This is a genomic window from Desulfatitalea alkaliphila, from assembly GCF_022968795.1.
Classification (GTDB): domain Bacteria; phylum Desulfobacterota; class Desulfobacteria; order Desulfobacterales; family Desulfosarcinaceae; genus Desulfatitalea; species Desulfatitalea alkaliphila.
In genome coordinates, this window is sequence record NZ_JALJRB010000019.1 from 69864 (window position 1) to 89824 (window position 19961).

The 19961-nt window shown below is 59.1% G+C and carries 19 protein-coding genes; 13 read left to right on the forward strand and 6 right to left on the reverse strand.

All coding sequences use genetic code 11. The annotated features are described in order from the left end of the window. Window positions 1-7 precede the first annotated feature (7 nt). Both MRX98_RS15480 and pilM read right to left on the reverse strand, forming a co-directional pair. Entirely contained in the window at window positions 8-535 is a 528-nt protein-coding gene (locus tag MRX98_RS15480; protein WP_246911623.1) for a hypothetical protein, read from the reverse strand. Beyond that, entirely contained in the window at window positions 532-2418 is a 1887-nt protein-coding gene (gene pilM / locus MRX98_RS15485) for a pilus assembly protein PilM (RefSeq protein ID WP_246911626.1), read from the reverse strand. Before pilM ends, MRX98_RS15480 begins: the two co-directional genes overlap by 4 nt. 203 nt (window positions 2419-2621) lie before the next feature. Between pilM and MRX98_RS15490 the strand changes: the two genes are divergently transcribed. From MRX98_RS15490 to MRX98_RS15545, 12 genes are all read left to right on the forward strand, one after another. Further along, the gene (locus tag MRX98_RS15490) at window positions 2622-3560 is read left to right on the forward strand and encodes an adenylate/guanylate cyclase domain-containing protein (protein ID WP_246911628.1); all 939 of its coding nucleotides are present in this window, start codon (window positions 2622-2624) and stop codon (window positions 3558-3560) included. Continuing rightward, window positions 3538-4011, forward strand: coding sequence for a 2-C-methyl-D-erythritol 2,4-cyclodiphosphate synthase (ispF, locus tag MRX98_RS15495; protein ID WP_246911639.1), 474 nt, complete (start codon window positions 3538-3540; stop codon window positions 4009-4011). Before MRX98_RS15490 ends, ispF begins: the two co-directional genes overlap by 23 nt. Before the next feature lie 3 nt (window positions 4012-4014). Continuing rightward, window positions 4015-6003 carry an excinuclease ABC subunit UvrB gene (gene uvrB, locus MRX98_RS15500; RefSeq protein WP_246911641.1) on the forward strand — a complete coding sequence of 663 codons (1989 nt, stop codon included), beginning with the start codon at window positions 4015-4017 and terminating at the stop codon, window positions 6001-6003. An 89-nt stretch (window positions 6004-6092) separates the two neighbouring features. Next, complete coding sequence (gene uvrC / locus MRX98_RS15505; RefSeq protein WP_246911643.1) at window positions 6093-7967, forward strand: excinuclease ABC subunit UvrC; 1875 nt, start codon at window positions 6093-6095, stop codon at window positions 7965-7967. Between the two features lie 282 nt (window positions 7968-8249). Beyond that, window positions 8250-9233 (forward strand): malate dehydrogenase, encoded by a 984-nt coding sequence (locus tag MRX98_RS15510; RefSeq protein ID WP_246911645.1) that lies wholly within the window; start codon window positions 8250-8252, stop codon window positions 9231-9233. A 161-nt stretch (window positions 9234-9394) separates the two neighbouring features. Next, the gene (locus MRX98_RS15515) at window positions 9395-10330 is read left to right on the forward strand and encodes a tetratricopeptide repeat protein (protein ID WP_246911654.1); all 936 of its coding nucleotides are present in this window, start codon (window positions 9395-9397) and stop codon (window positions 10328-10330) included. A gap of 31 nt (window positions 10331-10361) precedes the next feature. Beyond that, a complete protein-coding gene (locus MRX98_RS15520) occupies window positions 10362-10976 on the forward strand; it encodes a GTP-binding protein (protein WP_246911656.1) in 615 nt (204 codons plus the stop codon). Window positions 10977-10983: 7 nt separating this feature from the next. After that, a complete protein-coding gene (locus tag MRX98_RS15525) occupies window positions 10984-12162 on the forward strand; it encodes a cyclic nucleotide-binding domain-containing protein (RefSeq protein ID WP_246911658.1) in 1179 nt (392 codons plus the stop codon). A gap of 116 nt (window positions 12163-12278) precedes the next feature. After that, the gene (locus MRX98_RS15530) at window positions 12279-12623 is read left to right on the forward strand and encodes a PilZ domain-containing protein (RefSeq protein WP_246911660.1); all 345 of its coding nucleotides are present in this window, start codon (window positions 12279-12281) and stop codon (window positions 12621-12623) included. A gap of 158 nt (window positions 12624-12781) precedes the next feature. Next, entirely contained in the window at window positions 12782-13669 is an 888-nt protein-coding gene (locus tag MRX98_RS15535) for a phosphoribosylaminoimidazolesuccinocarboxamide synthase (protein WP_246911662.1), read from the forward strand. Then, the gene (locus MRX98_RS15540; protein WP_246911664.1) at window positions 13659-14651 is read left to right on the forward strand and encodes a ParB/RepB/Spo0J family partition protein; all 993 of its coding nucleotides are present in this window, start codon (window positions 13659-13661) and stop codon (window positions 14649-14651) included. Before MRX98_RS15535 ends, MRX98_RS15540 begins: the two co-directional genes overlap by 11 nt. Further along, a complete protein-coding gene (locus MRX98_RS15545; protein WP_246911666.1) occupies window positions 14648-16036 on the forward strand; it encodes a DEAD/DEAH box helicase in 1389 nt (462 codons plus the stop codon). Before MRX98_RS15540 ends, MRX98_RS15545 begins: the two co-directional genes overlap by 4 nt. Before the next feature lie 89 nt (window positions 16037-16125). Here MRX98_RS15545 and MRX98_RS15550 read toward each other — a convergent pair whose 3' ends face one another. Further along, the gene (locus MRX98_RS15550; protein ID WP_246911668.1) at window positions 16126-16566 is read right to left on the reverse strand and encodes a hypothetical protein; all 441 of its coding nucleotides are present in this window, start codon (window positions 16564-16566) and stop codon (window positions 16126-16128) included. Between the two features lie 12 nt (window positions 16567-16578). Between MRX98_RS15550 and MRX98_RS15555 the strand changes: the two genes are divergently transcribed. Beyond that, on the forward strand, window positions 16579-16893 hold the full coding sequence (locus MRX98_RS15555; protein WP_246911670.1) for a hypothetical protein: 315 nt from the start codon (window positions 16579-16581) through the stop codon (window positions 16891-16893). Window positions 16894-17776: 883 nt separating this feature from the next. On the opposite strand, the gene MRX98_RS15560 is transcribed toward MRX98_RS15555, so the two are convergent. The 3 genes from MRX98_RS15560 to MRX98_RS15570 are packed head-to-tail and all read right to left on the reverse strand — an operon-like array spanning window position 17777 to window position 19763. Beyond that, window positions 17777-18391 carry a peptidylprolyl isomerase gene (locus MRX98_RS15560; RefSeq protein ID WP_281432379.1) on the reverse strand — a complete coding sequence of 205 codons (615 nt, stop codon included), beginning with the start codon at window positions 18389-18391 and terminating at the stop codon, window positions 17777-17779. A gap of 39 nt (window positions 18392-18430) precedes the next feature. Next, on the reverse strand, window positions 18431-19363 hold the full coding sequence (locus tag MRX98_RS15565) for a radical SAM protein (protein WP_246911672.1): 933 nt from the start codon (window positions 19361-19363) through the stop codon (window positions 18431-18433). A gap of 4 nt (window positions 19364-19367) precedes the next feature. Further along, window positions 19368-19763 carry a hypothetical protein gene (locus tag MRX98_RS15570; protein ID WP_246911674.1) on the reverse strand — a complete coding sequence of 132 codons (396 nt, stop codon included), beginning with the start codon at window positions 19761-19763 and terminating at the stop codon, window positions 19368-19370. Window positions 19764-19961 lie beyond the last annotated feature (198 nt).

Genomic DNA, 19961 nt, shown 5'->3' on the forward strand with positions numbered 1-19961 from the left:
GCCCGATCTACATCGGGTTCAAAACCAATCGCAACGCCATTCGCCGGCGATCTTCCCGCGTGTGAATGCCGACCGAAGTGATGGCGTTGATGTAAGGCAGTTGACAAAGCCGGAACAACAACGGTTGAAAGTCGACAAAATCACCACTGAAGACGACGTTCATCACGAGTTGGGTGTTTTCTTGCAAATAACTGGCGGGGTCGGGTGCGGCGCTTTCGAAAACCACCCGGTGTTCGCGGGCCATCTCCGTGAAGACCCCCTGAATGTCATCGATGGAGGGTAACGGCGCATCGTTGTCTGCCGGAATCGGCAGCTGTTCCGGCAGACGATGTCGGCTCTGGCGGATCAGGGTTCGATAAACCGGGTGGAGCAACTCCTGGGACTGCACCCGCTGCGTCAGCGTCGCCACACGGTTATCCATTTCCTTCATGGTCCGCAGATTCGGGAGAACGAACAACAACAAAAAAGCGACAATGGCGGCACCGCAAAGGCCGAGCCACACCAGGTGCCGGTTGGACAAACGGTTCAGGATCATCCCTCAATCTCCAGCACGGCTTGAAACCGCAACACCTCCCGGCCGTCATAATATTCCACCCGCCGGTTTTGCACCACAGGGCGGCTGAAGATCGGCGAGTTGCGCAGGGTGAGCAGGTAACTGGTCAGCGCGGTTTCGAAAGCGCCTGGCGCGCCGAAAACGAGGCCGTCCACGGTGACGCGGGCCGCGTTCGATGTTTGTTGTCCGGCGGACGGTTCGAGGTCGGCGGTCACATCGATCAAACGGACGTTGGGCGGCGTCAACCGGGACAACTCCTGCAGCATCGCCACGGGCAAGTAGCTTTCTACAAGTTGCGTCATGGTTTGCCGCCGCTGTCGGCTTTGGGCGAACAGGGCCAGCATGATTTCCTTTTCCGCTGCCGGCGTGTATGTCAGCAATTGCCGGTCGAGTCGGGCGATGGTTTCTCTTTTTTGACTGATCCGCCGTTCTTGCCAGGCAAAGAGCATCAACAGGGCGAGCAGGCAGGCCAAGCACCCCGCGAGCAAACGGTGATTGAAGCGCTGCGAATGGTCTTCCGCCGCCTTGTCCTTGTGGGTGTGCAGGAAGTTGGGCGTAAAGCTGTTGTGCGAAACCGCCAGTCCGATGGCAGGCAGGTAGCTTTCGCGGTCGGCACGGCCTTCGGGAACGACGGCATCGCCGATGAACGCCGGATCTGCCGCAAAGGGATTCATCACCTCGGTGGGCAGGTCCAGCTGTTTTGCAATATGCTCGATCAACATGTCATTGGCGCTGATCCGGCCGGACAGCAACAGGCGCTTCACCTTGCCGCCTTGAAAATGGAGGCTGTAGTGCGCGAAGGTGCGTTCCACTTGTCGCACCAGACGGTCCAGGGCCGGCCGCAGCATCGCAAAGACCGCTTCCGGGGGGTGCCCGAGGGACGATGTCGCCTGTTGGTCTTCGGCGGATGCATCTTTTCCCAGGAGAAAGTCGAAAAAACATTGCTGGGCCGCCGGTCCGGCGATGCCTTCGGGAACGGTTGTCGGCCCGGGGGGCGCATCCGTTTCAGACGGGAAGGCAATGGTCCCGTTGTCGGAAGCGCCATCCGACGGCGTCGCGGTCGTGGCCGTCTGGATTGCCTCCACCATGCTGCGCATACCGGTTTTGATGCCCCTGGCCAGCACCAGGTGGTTTTGGTTGTAGATGGCGATGCGCGACCAGTCGCGGCCCACGAAAAGCGTGCAGGCGTCCTGCTGCCCGTGGCGCAGCCAACCGGTACGGAACAGGTTCTGAACCGCAAAAGGGACGATGCTGATGCCGGTAAGGGGATAACCGATGGCCTCGAACGCCTCCTTGAGGGCGGCCACTTCCGCTTTGGGCGCCTTGAAGGCCAGCACTTCCGTCTTGCGCACGCCCTCTTCGGTGATATCGCCCAGGATGTCGAAATCGAGCAACTCTTCTTGCTCGTTGAGTGCCACCTTGGTGGTGAAGGTCCAGTGGACGGCGTTGGTCAGTTGGCGCTTCTTGAGTTTGGGAACGCGCAAGCAGCGCAGCTCAACCCGGGCCGAAGGGATGGCACTCCAGATTTCGCAATGGCCTTCATTGGCACCGATGCGTTCCAAAGCTGCCTGCAGCTGTTTGCGAAAAAGGGGGTCGTGCCGGGCGGGGCGGCCTTGCAGGGGCACACGACAGTAATCGATCAGCTGGTACCGCTTGTCCGCCAGGCGCGCCGTCTTGGCGATGCGAATGTCGGTGTGGCCGATCTCAACCCCCAACACCATGGGCTTCCGCGTGCGCAGGGCCGGCAAACGTAGTGCCGCCCGCAGTTGTCTACCGGCCGTTGGGCGAGCGGCGGTGGCTTCAGTGATGGACGGTTTGGGCGCGGGCCGGTGAATCCGATCTACAGATGTCTCCGTGGAATGCATTTCCTCCGACCTGACCAACACGGCACTCCTCGATGCAATAGGGTGGGGGGATGTGGAAAACGGCCGCCATTAAGGGCGCGATGCCCTCTCTTTCACCTTAAAGGGCCATCTTTGTCAAGTTGTATTGAAAATGGCCCAACGAACGTGTATCTTTCCTTTGTTCCCGATGCTGTTGACCAAAGACCGGAAGACACGACCCTGCCATGAAAACGTCCGCAAAAAACGACAAGCGCTCCATGGTGACCGATCACATGGTGTTGATCGGCTTCGGCTTGGCGGCCATCTACTGGCTGCTGGACTCCTTTCTGTCCCTGTTCCTGTCCTACGACAATTTTCTGGAGAAGATGACCGGTCTGGACCTGACCAATGTGTGGGGACGGGTCATTGTGCTTTGCTTGTTCGTCATTTTCGGCAGCCACGCCCAATTCACCATGAACGAGCGGCGCAAGTCGGCCCGCCGCATGGAACGGGAAGCGGCCACGCGGGAACGTTTCCGGCGTTTGCTCTCCCCCGATCTGGCGGAGCTGGTGGTCAACGGGGATTTGAGTGTGCAGCAGGGCGGTGAAAGCCGGGTGGCGACAGTGATGTTCGCCGACATCCGGGGGTTCACGCGCCACAGCCGCGACGCAGATGCCGACACGATTCTGCGCATGCTCAACGACTATTACGAAGTCGTGGTGGAGATCGTCTTTCGCCACGAAGGCACCGTGGACAAATTCATCGGCGACGGCATCATGGTGATATGGGGTGCGCCCCTGGCCCACGATGACGACCCGCAGCGCGCAGCGCGGGCGGCGCTGGACATCCAGCGGGCCCTGGAGGCGTTCAATTTCGATCGGGCCGCGGCGGGCAAACCCCCGATTCAAGTGGGCATCGGTATCAACACCGGACCGGTGGTGGCGGGCTATCTGGGTTCCAGCCGCACCATGAGCTATTCGGTCATCGGCGACGCCGTCAACCAGGCCTCCCGCCTCTGCGCGGGCGCCGCGCCGGGGGAGATCCTGGTGTCGGAATACACCCATCATTTGATCAAGGATCACTTCGCCACCCGGCCCCGGGGCGATGTCCGGGTCAAGGGCATGGAACAGGCCATCAAAGCCTACAACGTGGTCGGCGACAATGCGTATCGGCATCGGGTATGATATCCACCGCCTGGTGGCGGGACGTCCCCTGGTGCTCGGGGGGGTGACCATTCCCTTCGAGAAGGGGCTGCTGGGCCATTCCGATGCCGACGTGCTGGTGCATGCGGCCTGTGACGCCTTGCTGGGGGCCGCCGGTTTGGGCGACATCGGACGCTTGTTTCCCGATTCGGACCCCCGCTACAAGGACATCTACAGCATCGTGCTGTTGCAGGAATGCCGCCGCCGTTTAGCGGACCACGGGTTCCTCCTGGCCAACCTGGACGCCACCATTTTCGCCGAAGCACCCCGTTTGGCGCCTCACAACGACGCCATGCGCCGCACCATGGCGGCCGCCTTGCATGCCGACGAAGCCGTCATTAATATCAAGGCGACCACCACCGAAGGCTTGGGGCAGGTGGGGGCGGGGGAGGGGATGGCCGCCATGTGCGTGGTGCTGCTGAATGTGAAGTGACCCATGTTTGAACTGGTTTCGGATTTCGTCCCCCGGGGCGATCAGCCGGAGGCCATCCGGCGCTTGTGCGACGGTTTGCGTGAGGGGCGCAAAGATCAGGTGCTGCTGGGCGTCACCGGATCGGGCAAGACCTTCACCATGGCCAATGTCATCGCCACGCTGAACCGGCCCACCCTGGTGATCGCGCCCAACAAGACCTTGGCGGCCCAGCTCTACCACGAATTCAAACAGCTCTTTCCGCGCAATGCAGTGGAGTTTTTCGTCAGTTATTACGACTATTACCAGCCCGAAGCGTACATCCCCACCACCGACACCTATATCCAGAAAGACTCCTCCATCAACGACCTGATCGACAAGATGCGCCATTCGGCCACCCGCTCGGTGCTGTCCCGGCGGGATGTGGTGGTGGTGGCCAGCGTCTCTTGCATTTTCGGGCTGGGGGCGCCCGAGGACTACCTGGCCATGCGGGTGGATGTGCGAACCGGCATGACGCTTTCGCGGCAGCAACTGCTGCGGGATCTGGTGGCCATGCAATACCAGCGCAACGATGTCGATTTTCACCGGGGCACCTTCCGGGTGCGCGGCGACCGGGTGGAGGTGTTTCCGGCCTATGAGGAGGACAAGGCCCTGCGCATCGACTTTTTCGGCGATGAAGTGGATGCCGTGCAGGAAATCGATCCGCTGCGGGGTGTGGTCTTGTCCACGGTGGAGAGCGCCACAGTCTTTCCCGCCAGCCACTATGTGACCTCCCAGCAGACCCTGAAGCGGGCCATGGCCGCCATCAAGGAGGAACTCAAAGAGCGGGTGAACCGGTTCCGCGACGACAAGAAATGGATCGAGGCCCAGCGGATTGAAGAGCGCACGCGCTTCGATCTGGAGATGATCCAGGAGCTGGGCTATTGCAACGGGATCGAAAACTATTCCCGGCACCTGACCGGCCGGGCGGCCGGTGCGCCGTCGCCCACCTTGCTGGACTATTTCCCCGAGGACTATCTGATGTTCGTCGACGAGAGCCACATCGCCGTGCCCCAGTTGGGCGCGATGTACAAGGGGGACCGCTCGCGCAAGGAGACCCTGGTGGCCTTCGGTTTTCGTCTGCCTTCCGCCCTGGACAACCGGCCGTTGCGCTTTGACGAATGGCGCCAAAGGGTCCACCGGGTGATTTACGTTTCGGCCACTCCGGCGGCCTACGAAACCGACAAGGGCCGGGATGCCGTTGTGGAGCAGATCGTACGGCCCACCGGGTTGGTGGATCCCCCTGTTGTCGTGCGCCCTGCCGGGCACCAGGTGGACGACCTCTACGCGGAAATCGTGCAGTGCAAAGCGCGGGGCGAGAGGGTTTTGGTGACCACCCTGACCAAGCGCATGGCCGAGGACCTCACCGACTATTACACCGACCTGGGGCTGGCCGTGCGCTACCTGCATGCCGACATCGGCACTTTGGAGCGCATGGAGATCATTCGCGAACTGCGCATGGGCGCCTTCGACGTGCTTGTCGGCATCAACCTGCTGCGGGAAGGGCTCGACATTCCCGAGGTCGGCTTGGTGGCCATCCTGGACGCCGACAAGGAAGGTTTCTTGCGCTCAACCCGCTCCCTGATTCAAACCTTCGGCCGAGCGGCGCGCAATGTGAACGGCACGGTGATTCTTTACGCCGACACCACCACGCCATCCATGCGGTCCGCCATCGAAGAGACGGACCGGCGCCGGCAAATCCAGGTCGCGTACAACCAATCCCACGGCATCGTGCCGCAGACCATCCAAAAGAGCATCACCGCCATTTTCGATGCCGTCTACCAGGAACAACCGTCCACCGCGCCGGCCGTGAAAGAACCGGACACGCCCTACGGTTCGCCGGAAAAGATGGAAAACACCATCAAGGCCCTGGAAAAGCAAATGCATCAGGCCGCCCGCGACCTCGAATTCGAAACAGCCGCCGAACTGCGCGACCGCATCAAGCTGCTGAAACACAAAATGGTCAACGAAGGATGAGCCTTGCCAAGAGCAGACCAAACTGAATACAGAAAGAAGACGCCGAAGCGGATTCGTCCACTCCGTCCACACCGTCCACTTTGTCCACTATGACCACGAACCCCACCCCCCCCACCGCCATCGAGCACCCATCATCGCGCATCGACCGCCTGGCTCGCGAGGCCGCCGCGGTGGCCACCACCCCCGGCGTCTACATCATGCGCGACGAGCGTGGCGCCATCGTGTACGTGGGCAAAGCGCGCAATTTGCGCAAGCGCTTGCAATCCTACTTCCAGAAGCAGCGGCCCCACGACCCCAAAACCGTGCTGTTGTTGACCAAGGTGGCCGCCTTCGAAACCACTTTGACCCACACCGAAAAAGAGGCCTTGATCCTGGAGTCCAACCTGATCAAGCGCCATCGCCCCCGCTTCAACGTGGTGCTCAAGGATGACAAGCGCTACCCGTCGCTGCGTCTGGACATCGATGCCCCATACCCCCGGCTGACGGTGGTGCGTAAATTGCGTTCCGACGGATCACTCTATTTCGGTCCCTACGCTTCCGCCGGAGCGGTACGCCAGACCATCAAGTTCATCAACAAAACCTTCAAGCTGTGCAAATGTCGATGCGAATCATTCAAGAAGCGCCCCCGCCCGTGCCTCAACCACCAGATGGGGCTTTGCATGGGGCCCTGTTTCCAGGAGGTTTCCCCCGGGGAATACCAGGAGGTGGTCAAGGAGGTGGTCGCCTTTCTGAGAGGACGCACGCCCGCGCTGATTCGTAAAATCAAGAAACAGATGCAAGCCGCGGCGGCGACCCAGGATTACGAATCCGCCGCCAGGTTACGGGACAAAATGTTCGCCTTGGAGCGGACCCTGGAAAAACAGGTGTCGGTCAGCACCGATTTCAAGGACCGCGACGTGGTGGGGCTGCTGGCGGCGGACGATTTCACGGTGATCGCGCTTTTGCGGGTGCGGGGCGGTTTCCTCCTGGGTAGCCGCAACTTCGTCTTCGAGGAGGCTGTGGGGGCGCCGGAGGCGCAAATGGGCGTATTCCTGCGGCAGTATTATGCCTCGGCCGGCCGGATGCCGCGGGAGATTCTGGTCAGCCGGCTGCCCGAGGAACCGGATTTGGTGGCAGAGACGCTGCAGGAAATCAGGGGCGGTCGGGTGGTCATCGCCGTGCCGCAACGGGGCGACAAGGAGAAATTGGTGCAGCTCGCCTTGCAGAATGCCCGCCAGAGTGCCGGCGAACACCGCCTGCAGCGGGACGCCAACACGGCCATGCTGCAACGGTTGCAGCAACGGCTCAAACTGCGTCGGCCGCCGGTGCGCATCGAATGCTTCGACAACTCCAACCTGTTCGGCAGCCAACCGGTGTCGGCCATGGTGGTGTTCGAGGGGGGGCGACCGCGTGCTGAGGGCTACCGGCGCTATATCATGGGTGGCTCCGGCAAACCGGATGATTACGCTCACATGGCGGCGGTCATCCGCCGGCGCTTCGACAAGGCGGACCAAGGACGTCCGTGGCCCGATCTGCTGCTGGTGGACGGCGGCAAGGGCCAGTTGAATGTCGCCCTGGCGATTCTGGCAGAGATGGGGTTGGGCGCCCAATTCGACGTGGCCGGCATTGCCAAGAAAGATCCGGATGCGGGCGAACAACAGGACAAAATATACCTGCCGGGGCGCGCCAATCCAGTGACCTTCGGCAAAGATGGGGACCTGCTGCTCTTTTTGCAACGGGTGCGCGACGAAGCCCATCGTTGGGCCATCACCTTTCAGCGGCGACGGCGCGAAACCGCCGCCCTGCGATCGGCCCTCGACCAAGTCTCAGGTATCGGCCCCAAACGCAAAGCGCAGTTGCTGCACCATTTCGGCAGCTTGGAGGCCATCGCCGCGGCATCCCCGGAAGCGCTCCAGGCATTGCCCGGTATCACGGCGGAAATCGCACAAGCCGTGCAGGCGATGATCCGTGGGACGGATAAGTGAATAATCTTGCCAAGGGCGCGATGGCGGCGATCCCCTTTTTTTATTTGGCAATTTGGTGTAATTGCCACTATGTTCGGTCAGATGGAATCGATAAACGGCAGTATCGGGATCGACGTCGAAATCGGAATTGAAATCGTTTCTGTTCCGTTTTGCGGCTGGGTTCGCATCGATTTCGATAGCGATCCCGATTCCGATTTGGATTGCCAATGGGGCAAGCCCCAACTTGGGCTTTGTAGATAACCGCAAAAATTAAACCATTACATCAACACATGGAGATCGCCGATGAAAAATCCCGTTCACGTCACCATCACCGGAGCCGCCGGCCAAATCAGCTACGCATTGATTTTTCGAATTGCCCATGGGGACATGCTGGGCAAGGACCAACCTGTGATATTGCAACTGCTGGAGATCCCGCCGGCGATGAAGGCCCTGGAGGGGGTTGTGATGGAACTCCTGGATTGTGCCTTTCCCCTGCTGGCCGGCGTCGTGGCCACCGACGATCCCAATGTGGCTTTCAAGGATTGCGACTATGCGCTGCTGGTGGGGGCCCGGCCCCGAGGCCCCGGCATGGAGCGCGCCGATCTGCTGAAAGTCAACGCCGACATTTTCTCCGTGCAGGGCAAGGCCCTGGATCAAAACGCCAACCGCAACGTCAAAGTGCTGGTGGTCGGCAACCCGGCCAATACCAACGCCTTGATCACCTTGAAAAACGCGCCCAACCTAAACCCCCGCAACATTACCGCCATGATGCGCCTGGATCACAACCGGGCCTTGTCGCAACTGGCGGCCAAGGTCGGATGCAAAACCACCCAGATCGAAAAGATGGTGGTCTGGGGCAACCACTCTCCCACCATGTACCCGGACATCAGTTACGCCGCCATCGACGGACGGCCTGTCAAGGATCAGGTGGATGCCGAATGGTATGAAAACACCTTCATTCCTGTGGTACAGCAGCGCGGCGCAGCCGTTATCAAAGCCCGCGGCGCCTCCAGTGCGGCGTCGGCCGCATCGGCCGCCATCGATCACATGCGCGATTGGGCGCTGGGCAGCAGCGGGCAGTGGGTGAGCATGGGGGTGTTCAGCGCCGGCAACAGCTACGGCATCGATGACGATATTGTCTATGCCTTCCCCATCATGTGCGAAAACGGCGAATGGCGTGAAGTCGGCGGCCTCTCCATCAGCGATTTCAGCCGCAAACGAATGGCCGACACGGAAAAGGAGCTTTTGGGCGAGAAGGCTGCTATTGCCGATAGATTATTTAAATAACTATTAAATATTGACTTTTGGGCGGCAGACGCGGTAAAAGGTATGAATCTGTATGCACCTGTACGGACGGCCGCGGCTTATCTGCCGCCTGTTTCTTTTTGAGCACCCAATGACGGTCGCAGGCTGCTGGGGCCAAGGTACGAACGGTTTCGGGGGAATGGATGGACATCAAACAGCGACTGAAGGCGTTGCTTCAGGAAGCCGAAATTTACCGCACCCAGGGCTTGATCAGCGAGGCCCACGACAAGTATAAATCAGCGGCCGATCTGATTCATTCCATAAATAAATTGAAAAACAAGGAGAGCCTCTTAAAGGCCGTGTCGGAGAAGATCAGGGCGCTGGACTCAACAAAAGAGAAGGTGGACAAAGGGGCCGAAACGCCCGAATTATCCAAGAAGGCCCAGGATCTCATCAAGAACCTCTTCGCTTTCTCCGAGAACACCGATGCCGACAGTGCCGCCCTGGAGGGTGCCGTCGCACTTGCCAAGTTCGGCCAATTCGACCGCGCTGTCGTGGAATTGAACGAATTGCTGCAAAAAGAGGCCGTTCGCGTCGAGGCGGCAAAAAACATATTGCGCTGCCATCTGGCCTCCGCCACCGTCGACGAAGCGATCAGTCAATATCACGAGTGGTTCAGTGGCGATCAGTTTCAGCCACAACAGCTGGAAGCGGTGCGCATTTATTTGGACGAGATCCTGCAGAAAAGAGGGCTGACCATGGATCTGCCATCGGCGCAGACCGCCGAGGCCGCCCTTCTGGAAGAAACGGCCGTCGAGGCGGAAACGATTGTCGAGGCGGAAGAGGAGTTTCTGGACATCACCTCCATCGGCATCACCTTCGACAAGGGGCCGCGCAAGGGGAAGATGGTGGAGTTCGATGTCAATTTCCAATCGGGCAACATGCTGAGCTTGATCATCTCCAAGCAGGAAAAAGAAGTGTTGGAACATTTGGCCGAAGGCATGAAGTTGCAGGACGTGCAATTCTTTTCACCTATCGCCATATTCAACGGGGCGGGGGTGGTTGCGTCCAAAACCCAGATCAAGGCAGGACCCAAGCAAGGCGATTATTGCCTGGATATTCGCATTGTCAGTTCATAATGCCAGCGCTATTCCCGGGGAGTTTGCATTTATGGCGATTTTCAATCTGAAAAAGCGGGAGATCGAATGTAAGGTGGTCTATTATGGACCCGGCCGGTGCGGGAAGACAACCAATCTGGAATACATTTTCGGCGCATACAAAAAGCAAGTCAAGGGAGAGATGGTTTCCATCAACACCGAGGGCGACCGCACGTTGTTCTTTGACTTTCTCCCCATAGGGCTCGGTCAAATTCGAGGGTGCAATGTGCGGGTGCAACTGTACACCGTGCCCGGACAGGTCAAATACAGCTCCACCCGCAAGTTGGTGCTGCGCGGCGTGGACGGTATCGTGTTCGTCGCGGACTCCCTCGAGGTTCGGCGGGAAAAGAACATGCTGTCGCTCAAGGATTTGCAAGCCAATTTGAAAGAGTACGGCAAGAGCATTTTCAAGGTGCCGCTGATCATGCAATACAACAAGCGCGACTTGGCGGACCAGGGGATTCCCCTGATGTCCATTGAGCAAATGGAAAGGGATTTGAATCGTCAATTGAAGGCGCCCTCTTTTTCCGCCAGCGCGGTGCGGGGAGACGGCGTAGGGGCGACCCTCAAGGAGTGCTTGAAGGTGACACTGCAATCGCTACAGCGCGAATTCCAATGGGCACGGTAAGCCGGTCATGATGCGAGATAATGTTGTTCTGGCCGGAAGCCTCAAATTCCTGGCGCTTGGCGATATCATGCAGCTTTTGGGCGCCAACAGCAGCACCGGTGTGCTGCGTTTGATCAGCCGCTATGCCGCCGACCCCGGCTTCATCTATTTCGAAAACGGCAACCCGGTCAATGCCGCCTGCGGCAACGCCACCGGATTGGAGGCGGTTTACGCGCTTTTCGGCTGGACCGACGGGGAGTTTGAATTCACCCGCGAAAATGTGCTCAGTCAGAGGGTGATCACCAAGAGCCGAATGGGCATCATCCTGGAAGGTTTGAAAATGGTAGACGATGGACAAGTCAAAAGGGTCGGTCCCGGAACAGGTAGCCGCCGGCATGAGATGCTGGAGGATCCCGACGCGGTTCCCATCATTAAAGGTCCGTTGGTGGACTACATGTACGTGGCCGACGAGGAGGACTTTTTCGACGGTGAACTCATCGTGGAGGAGGGCAAGCACGGCAGCTGGATCTGGGTGATCCTGGAAGGCGTGGTGGAGATCATGCGCCAGACACCCGACGGTCCCTTGCCGATCGTCCGTTTGGGGGACGGCTCATTCATCGGCAGCTTGTCTTCCTTTTTGATCCAGGGTCACATCCGCACCGCCACGGCTGTTGCCGTGGGCAACGTGCAGCTGGGGGTGCTGGACTCCCAACGGTTGGCTCAGGAGTTTTCACGCCTCTCACCTGAATTCCGTGGGTTGCTGATCAGCCTTGACCGGCGCTTGAAGCAACTCAACGAAAGGGCCATCGAACTGCGTCAAAAGCAACTGGACCCCTCCGGCTATGTCGAGAACCGCAAGCCGCTGATCATGCAGGCCTCCGAAGAGGAGTCCTTTTATCTGATCCGTGAAGGGTCCGCAGCAGTGGTTCGCAGCGAGCCCTTCGGCCGCATTCCTTTGGCCACGCTCTACAAGGGCGATTATTTCGGACAGCTGCCTTTTCTGGACTTGGGGCACGAACCGGAGTTCGCATCCATCATGGCTGCCAAGGATCTCAAGGTGCGCAAGGTCGAAATCAACCACTTCCAAAAAGAGTACAATCATTTGTCCACCACCTTCAAAAACTTCATCGACAATGTGGCGACCTGCATATCGGTGAGCACCAAGGTGGTTTGCAACTATTACAAGAAATTCGGGGGGACGTCATAACCTCTTCGGCTGATGACAATAGCGGCAGATGATAATAGTGGTGGATCGCCGGATCTCCCGCACTCGCGCCGCCATTGAGGGCAACCCGCACAGCAATGGACGAACAAGGCATGCAGATGGAAGAAAAAAGAAAATACGCCCGGATCGACTCGCTCAACCTGCTCAATTACCTCTACTACGAGAACAATGAGGAAGATGCAAACCAGGGTATGGGACGCACCCTGAACATCTCCGAAGCGGGCATTCTGTTGGAAACCCACACCCCCCTGCAACCGCCCAACAAGGTCAGCCTGACCATCGGCATGAAAGAGGATGTGGTGGATATCCGGGGAAGGGTGGTTTACATGAAACAAAACCCGGACGGCCTATTCGAGTCCGGCATCAGTTTCGAGGGGTTGAACAACGGAGCCCTGCAGGTGTTGCGACGCTACATAACGGCCTTCAACGAAACGGAGGCGTAGGGGCACGGCACGCCGTGCCCTGCCCGAGTATCGGCAGGATGCGCGCCATCCCGCACCCAAAACCCAGCAATCACAGGGGGCCACGGCACACCGCACTCCATAAACGAACAGTACAATCCATCACCATCCAACATATCCAAACAGGAGTGAACAAACTAATGGTCAGCGAAACCTCTCTGTCCGATCTCAATCTGATCAAACGCGGCAAAGTGCGCGATATTTACGACATGGGCGACGCGTTGTTGATGGTCGCCTCGGACCGCATCTCCGCCTTCGACGTGGTGATGCCCGAACCCATTCCCGACAAGGGCATGATCCTTAATCAGATATCGCTCTACTGGTTCGGCATCATGGCCCCCCTGGTGGCCAACCATGTCATTTCAGGGGACGTGAAGGATTTCCCGCCGGCCTGCCGACCCCACGCACAAGCCCTGGAAGGCCGTTCCATGTTGGTCAAAAAGGCCGCGCCCCTTTCCATCGAGTGTGTCGTGCGGGGTTACATATCCGGCTCCGGGTGGAAGTCGTACCGGAAAACCGCTGAGGTGTGCGGTATTCGGCTGCCGGAAGGTTTACAGGAATCGGACAAATTGCCTGAGCCGATTTTCACGCCCTCGACCAAGGAAGAGGTCGGGGTGCATGACATCAACATCGATTTCGAGACCGCCTGTCAAAGGGTCGGCCGGGAGGTGGCGGAAAAGGTGCGCGATCTCTCCCTGTCCATATACGCCAAGGGCGCCGCGCTGGCCTTGGAAAAGGGCATTATCATCGCGGACACCAAATTCGAATTCGGCCTGGTGGACGGCGAACTGGTGCTCATCGACGAGGTGCTCACACCGGACTCCAGCCGTTTCTGGCCCCTGGCGACCTACCGTCCCGGCGGTGCCCAACCCAGTTTCGACAAGCAGTACCTGCGGGACTACCTGGAATCCATCAAATGGAACAAACAGCCCCCGGCCCCCCATCTGCCGGAGGATGTGATCGCCAACACCCGTGCCAAATACCTGGATGCGTTGAAGGCCATTACCGGAAGCGATTATGGACTTTGAGATCCGGAGCGTCCCGCCGGCCCTGATCGACGCCGCGGACGAAACCTTTCGGATCTCCTCCGGACAGGCGGACGATGCACTGACCCGTTCCATTCAAAGCGTCGGACTGCTTCATCCGCCTGTGTTGTTGGCAAAGGGCGAACGCTGGGTTGTGGTTTGCGGCTTCGCCCGCGTGGAGGTGTGCCGACGGCTCGCCTGGCGCGAAATGCCGGCGCGCTGTTTGCCCGCCGAATCCGCCTTCGCCGATTGTGCCTTGATGGCGGTGGCGGACAACAGCAGCCAACGATCCCTGGATATTGTGGAAACCGCCAAGGCCCTTAAGCTGCTGGAACATGCGGCCGGCGTGGAATGTGCGCCGGACGGTGGCGCCCGTCTGTTGAAATCCGCCGGCATCGAAGCCGGGCCGCAACTACTGAAAAAGTTGCGGCCCGTGCCGCGAATGGCGCCTTGGCTGCAAGGCTGTCTGGCCAAGGGAACCATACCATTGCCCATGGCCTTGCGTCTCCATGACCTGGATGATGCTGCGGCAGCCCGGATCCTGGGAGATCTTTTTGAAAACCTGGTGTTGAGCCTGGGACGCCAGCGGGATCTGCTGGATTGGGTGCAGGCCATTGCGATGCGGGAAGGGATGCTCCTGGCGCAGGTCCTGGCCGATCCGCAACTCGTGCAATGGCGTCAAGACGCGGAGATGGACAGGGGGCGCAAGTCGCAATTGATCCGGGATCACATCCGCCGGCGCCGCTTTCCGGCCATCACCGCTTTCGAGACGCGCTATGCACAAACCGTGAAGGCCCTGCAGCCGGCCAACGGGTTGCAATTGTTGCCCCCCGCCCACTTCGAGGGACGCACCTATCGTTTGCAGATCGATTTTCAATCCGCCGACCAGCTGCGCGAATTGGCGCGGGAAGTGGAACGCCTGGCCGCTGCGCCCCCATTGCGCCGCCTGCTGGAAGACCTTTCGGTCGATCAATCGCCGTCGTGAACCTGCGCCTGTCCAATCACCTCACCTTGACCCGTGTTCCCCTCCCGATCCGGACGGCATTGGAGGCCGAGCTGCAGTTCGCCAACCCCAAGTGGCTGGAGAACGAGCGCATGGGGCGCTGGAATCGGGGCGTTCCCAAGACACTCAAATTTTTCCATAGGTCAGGCAAAGACGGACTGATCGTACCCCGGGGCTTGACACGCAAAGTCATTTTGGCTTGCCGACATCACCAGGAACCGGTGGTGATGGATGATCGACGCCGTAAAGGGCCATCGGTGGATTTTCGATTCCAGGGCGAACTGCGGCCATATCAACAAGCCGCGGTGGATGCCATGCTCAAGAAGGATTTCGGAACTTTGAGCGCGCCCACCGGCAGCGGCAAGACGGTCATGGCCCTTCATATGATTGCCCAACGCCGCCAACCGGCCATCGTCGTGGTACACACCCGGGAGCTGGCCCTGCAGTGGATCGCGCGTATCGAGGCCTTTCTCGGTATTCCGGAAAAAGAGATCGGATGGATCGGTGGCGGGCGGCGGCGGTTGGGCGCCGCGGTCACCGTGGCCATGGTCCAATCGTTGTACAAATGCGCCGACGAAATCGCCGCCCATTTCGGCCACCTGGTTGTGGATGAGTGCCATCGTGCGCCCAGCCGCACCTTCACCGAGGCGGTGACCGCCTTCGACACCCGGTACATGCTGGGTCTGTCGGCCACGCCCTTCCGACGCGACGGCCTCTCCAAGCTGATCTTCTGGCATCTGGGCGACGTCCATCATCGTTTGGCGGCCGCCGATCTGGTGGCCGGCGGACAGATCCTCGATATCGAGGTGATGTGGCGCACCACCGATTTTGTCGCCTACGCCGATCCCGTCAGCGAATACAGCAGGATGCTTTCCGAGTTGACCCACAACGACACCCGCAATCGGCTGATTGTCGCCGATCTGGCCGAGGAAGTGAACAATGCCCACCGCCCGGGGGTGTGCTTGGTGTTGTCCGACCGCAAGTTGCACTGCCAAGTGCTGCAAGCCTTGCTCAAGCACAAGCACCATGTGGACGCAGAGTTGTTGACGGGCGATTTATCCGCGGAACAGCGCAAAGCGGTGATCGAGCGAGTGAACAGCGGCGCCGCACGGGTACTCATCGCCACCGGCCAGCTCATCGGCGAGGGATTCGACTGTCCGCGCCTGTCGACGCTCTTTCTGGCGACACCGGTTCGTTTCAGCGGCCGGATGATGCAGTATCTGGGGCGCATTTTGCGACCGACACCCGGCATCGAACGGGCCCGGGTATACGATTACGTGGATGTATTGGTGCCGCCGCTCAACAAGGCCGCCCAGGCCCGTCGTGGTGTGTATGAAGGATTGGAACAAGTGTGGGGCGGCGGCTGAAGGGCACCAACAACCTGAAAGGGACCGTGGCATCGATCGGTCATCGAGGCCACGACTGGGCTGAATACGGCCATCACCGCTGGGTGTCGCTATGACCCACCACCCCACACCTGTTTGCTGGATTTGCGGGCAACGTCTTGGGATGTATAGTTTTTCAACACGTGCCGCAGCTTCTTCCGCTGTTTGTCCGTCAACCCTCCGAAAGCAACGGTGAGTCGGCGCATGGTCAGCACGTCGAAGGGCGATTCACTGTCGACGGCCGTTTCCTTGATGGTCCGAAAAGGGACCCGGCGCAGGTGAAAATCTTCGTCGGCAAATAGAATGTCCATCTCCGCATCGAGATGCAATTGGCCGGCATCCTCGTTCAAAAACTGGAAGGTCAGACCATCCCTGCTGATCTCCACGATCTCCCCCATGCGCGGCGGTCTGGATTTCAGCACCGCCAACGCGACCGATGCCTTGCTCATGCTTTCGACTTCATAGGATGCGTAATTTTCCGAACGCACCACGGCGAAGATGCGGTTTTTCATCGGGTAGCGTTTGTGGCGGCGGCGTTCCGGGCGAGATGGGACGATCATTTTTCCTGCCCTCCTCATTTTGAAGATCCCCCTGAACCCGATCAGATCAATCGCATCGGGATCGGGATCGCAATCGAAAGAAAAGGAGACGCCTCGGTCCTTGGATTCGAGGAAATCGATTTCGATCCCGACGCATCCAAATCCCGCAAACCGATGCACAGAGCGATCATTGTTCAGTCGAAGAGACTGGTCCGAGTGCAGCAAAAGCCCGTGATGAAGATCGACGGTGAACAGTTCCGAGGCCAATGGCGTGCGGTCAATCTGCCGAAGAACGAATGAGGCCCCTCTACTTGGTTGCCGGTCCGTATTTCCAAGCGAATTAGGATGGTTGTTTGAATCAAGAGGTCGGCGGTCGTTGTCAGTGTGATCCCTGGAAAACCGGCAAAGCTGCTGCGACTGAAGTGTTTCTATATGGAGAATAACAGCGGGATTTGAAATGTGTCAAGTTAAGATCGTCATCAGATGCAATGATTGTCATCAGATGAAATCAGGTGCAATGAGAAAATATATAGTGGAGCATTGAACCACCGCCGGCGGGTGGGTCGGGGGGAGCGCTTGTTGCTGCGCGTTTTGGCGCCAAAGGGCCGTAATGTTGGGTTTGACGGCGTACGGCGTTCCGTACCCTTGCGGGTTTGCGGGGATTTGTGAAACTACCTGAAAATAATGGGTTTTAAGTTTTAAGTGTTAAGTTTTAAGTTAAGGAATTTTATCGATTATAGAAGGCTAGTATGATTTCTACCCATCGGCCTCCGTGCGATAACAGGCGGTGTCGCTTTTGCGGCGGGAAGATCCGTTTGTGGTCGGCCTCGAGGATTATCCGGAGGGGATTCCGTTGCATCGAAATCGATATCGCTATCGGGATCGGAATCGTCTTTGCATTCGTTCGTGGACCACGGCGTTATTCCATCGGATCGCCTTCGTAGGGGCACGGCATGCCGTGCCCTTGCGTGCCCCTGAGGTGTGTGGTGCGTCCGTGCGGGTGGATCGGGGCTACCCGGGCACGGCGTGCCGTGCCCCTACGGGATTGTTGAGCCTTTTCGGGCATGATGTGTTGTGCCGGCACGATCCGTGGCAGTACCCATCCGCTCGACCACCCCCCAACCCCCTATAATCGATAGAATTCATTAACTTAAAACTTAACACTTAACACTTAAAACTCCTTCTAATCTCCCCCTTTACTCGCTTCACCATCGGCAGGTACGACAGCAACTCGCTCAATGATCACGGGATCTAAAGGTACATCCCGATGGCCGGCGCGGGTGGTGGTGGAGACCGATTCGATGGCGCGGACCACCTCCATGCCGTCCACCACTTGACCGAACACGCAATAGCCCCAACCGGCCTGGGTTTTGGCCGTGTGATCGAGGAAGCTGTTGTCGGCGGTGTTGATGAAAAATTGGGAGGTGGCGGAGTGGGGGTTGGGGGTGCGGGCCATGGCGATGGTGCCGGTGCGGTTCTTCAGGCCGTTGTGCGCTTCGTTTGCGATGGGGGCCAGGGTGGATTTGTTGCCCATCTCGGCTGTGAAGCCGCCGCCCTGGATCATGAAGCCCTTGATCACGCGGTGAAAAATGGTGCCGTCGTAAAAACCGTCGGCCACATATTGGAGAAAATTGGCGGTGGTGAGGGGGGCGGCGTCGGGGTCCAGGGCGATGACGATGTTGCCTTTGCTGGTTTCCAAAACGACCCTTGATCCGGTTGTTTCATCGGTTGCCATGACGATCGGTGCCGCCACGCACAGGACGAGACAAACGAGTAACATCATTTTCAACGGTTTCATCCTTTTTTCCTCCCTGAAACATGCAAATGGTGAAATCTGCTACCACAAAACGAACGACCGCCGGCGTTGGTCCAGCCGGGTGATGCCCTCCTCCTGTGCCTCCCGCAGTGCCTGTTCGAATTCCTCGACCGTCGGTGTGCGGGACAGGGCGGGCATTTCGCGGGCGCGGCCGCAGGGACGGTATTGGGGCATGATGTTGACATACGTGTCGGCCGAGATGCGGGTGGCCAGAAAGCGCATCACCTGTCGCGTTCCCGCCAGTCCGTCGGGCAGCACCAGGTGCCGCACCAGTAGGCCGCGCTGGGCCAATCCGCTGTCGGCAATCTTCAGATCGCCCACCTGGCGGTGCATCTCGGCAACGGCGGCTTGCACCACTACGGGGTAATCGGGCGCCTGGCAGGTCTGTTCGGCCACCGCTGCGTCCATGAATTTGAAATCGGGCATGTAGATGTCCACGATGCCGTCCAGCAGGCGCAGGGTTTCCGCACTGTCGTAGCCGCCGCTGTTGAACACCAGGGGGATGTTCAGCCCTTGTTCGGCGGCCGGGATCAGGGCCGCCAGAATTTGGGGCACCACGTGGGAAGGGGTGACGAAATTGATGTTGTGGCAGCCCATGGCTTGCAGTTCGAGCATGATGTCGGCCAGTTGACGGGCGCTGACCGGCCACCCTTCGCCGCCGTGGCTGATTTCGTAGTTCTGGCAGAAGTTGCACAACAGGTTGCAATGGGCGAAAAAGATGGTGCCGGAACCTTTGCGCCCCACCAACGGCGCTTCTTCGCCGAAATGGGCATTGTAAGAGGCCACCACGGCCTGGTCGGCGGTGTGGCAATAGCCGGTCTCGCCGGCGGTGCGATCCACCCCGCAGCGGCGCGGGCAAAGGGTGCAGGCGCTCAGTGCGGCCAGGCCCTGATCGGCGGCGGCCCGCAGGCGCGATCGGCGCAAGGCGCTGATGTAGGCCGGCTGAAAATCCATTCGGTTAGACGAATTCGATGAACAGGCTGTCCTGGTGTCCTTCGGTCAGCGGTTGGTTGTTTTGCCATTCGTGGATGGTGCAGGCATCGCTTTGTTCCGTCGGCACCACACAGGCGATGTGGGGCAGCAGGGGGTCGCCCATGAACGATTTGAAGTTGAGCAGGATGGCCTCGTCCCGCGGTACATGATCGAACTCCAGGATTTGGGTGATGAAAATGGTGCAATGCCCCTCGAAGAAAGTGGACGTTTCGCGAAAGGCGATCAGTCGCTGCCGAAAATGATTCAATGCCTCATCGGCCGAATCGGCCTGAATCATCATGGAAAATCCGCCATGGCGACGGTCGGCCTCGTTCTCGTTCTGCTGATCGGTCAAGTATTGAAAATTACCGATAAAATACATAATACCCATCCCCTCCCGTTTTGAACCGCGCCCACTCCAAGCGCTCCTGCAAAAACCCACCATCCACTATTGCCTCCGCTAAGGAGGCAATCCAGCTCAATTCCATCAACGCCCTCCATACTACACAACCACCCCCCAAGAAAAGCAAAACCCCACCCCCCTACAATCGATAGCATTCCTTAACTTAAAACTTAACAC

Excerpts from the sequence above, each read along its gene's own strand:
- MRX98_RS15480 (WP_246911623.1), bottom strand. The coding sequence starts at position 535 with ATGATCCTGAACCGTTTGTCCAACCGGCACCTGGTGTGGCTCGGCCTT.
- pilM (WP_246911626.1), bottom strand. The coding sequence starts at position 2,418 with ATGCATTCCACGGAGACATCTGTAGATCGGATTCACCGGCCCGCGCCC.
- MRX98_RS15490 (WP_246911628.1), top strand. The coding sequence starts at position 2,622 with ATGAAAACGTCCGCAAAAAACGACAAGCGCTCCATGGTGACCGATCAC.
- ispF (WP_246911639.1), top strand. The coding sequence starts at position 3,538 with ATGCGTATCGGCATCGGGTATGATATCCACCGCCTGGTGGCGGGACGT.
- uvrB (WP_246911641.1), top strand. The coding sequence starts at position 4,015 with ATGTTTGAACTGGTTTCGGATTTCGTCCCCCGGGGCGATCAGCCGGAG.
- uvrC (WP_246911643.1), top strand. The coding sequence starts at position 6,093 with ATGACCACGAACCCCACCCCCCCCACCGCCATCGAGCACCCATCATCG.
- MRX98_RS15510 (WP_246911645.1), top strand. The coding sequence starts at position 8,250 with ATGAAAAATCCCGTTCACGTCACCATCACCGGAGCCGCCGGCCAAATC.
- MRX98_RS15515 (WP_246911654.1), top strand. The coding sequence starts at position 9,395 with ATGGACATCAAACAGCGACTGAAGGCGTTGCTTCAGGAAGCCGAAATT.
- MRX98_RS15520 (WP_246911656.1), top strand. The coding sequence starts at position 10,362 with ATGGCGATTTTCAATCTGAAAAAGCGGGAGATCGAATGTAAGGTGGTC.
- MRX98_RS15525 (WP_246911658.1), top strand. The coding sequence starts at position 10,984 with ATGATGCGAGATAATGTTGTTCTGGCCGGAAGCCTCAAATTCCTGGCG.
- MRX98_RS15530 (WP_246911660.1), top strand. The coding sequence starts at position 12,279 with ATGGAAGAAAAAAGAAAATACGCCCGGATCGACTCGCTCAACCTGCTC.
- MRX98_RS15535 (WP_246911662.1), top strand. The coding sequence starts at position 12,782 with ATGGTCAGCGAAACCTCTCTGTCCGATCTCAATCTGATCAAACGCGGC.
- MRX98_RS15540 (WP_246911664.1), top strand. The coding sequence starts at position 13,659 with ATGGACTTTGAGATCCGGAGCGTCCCGCCGGCCCTGATCGACGCCGCG.
- MRX98_RS15550 (WP_246911668.1), bottom strand. The coding sequence starts at position 16,566 with ATGAAAAACCGCATCTTCGCCGTGGTGCGTTCGGAAAATTACGCATCC.
- MRX98_RS15560 (WP_281432379.1), bottom strand. The coding sequence starts at position 18,391 with ATGAAACCGTTGAAAATGATGTTACTCGTTTGTCTCGTCCTGTGCGTG.
- MRX98_RS15565 (WP_246911672.1), bottom strand. The coding sequence starts at position 19,363 with ATGGATTTTCAGCCGGCCTACATCAGCGCCTTGCGCCGATCGCGCCTG.
- MRX98_RS15570 (WP_246911674.1), bottom strand. The coding sequence starts at position 19,763 with ATGTATTTTATCGGTAATTTTCAATACTTGACCGATCAGCAGAACGAG.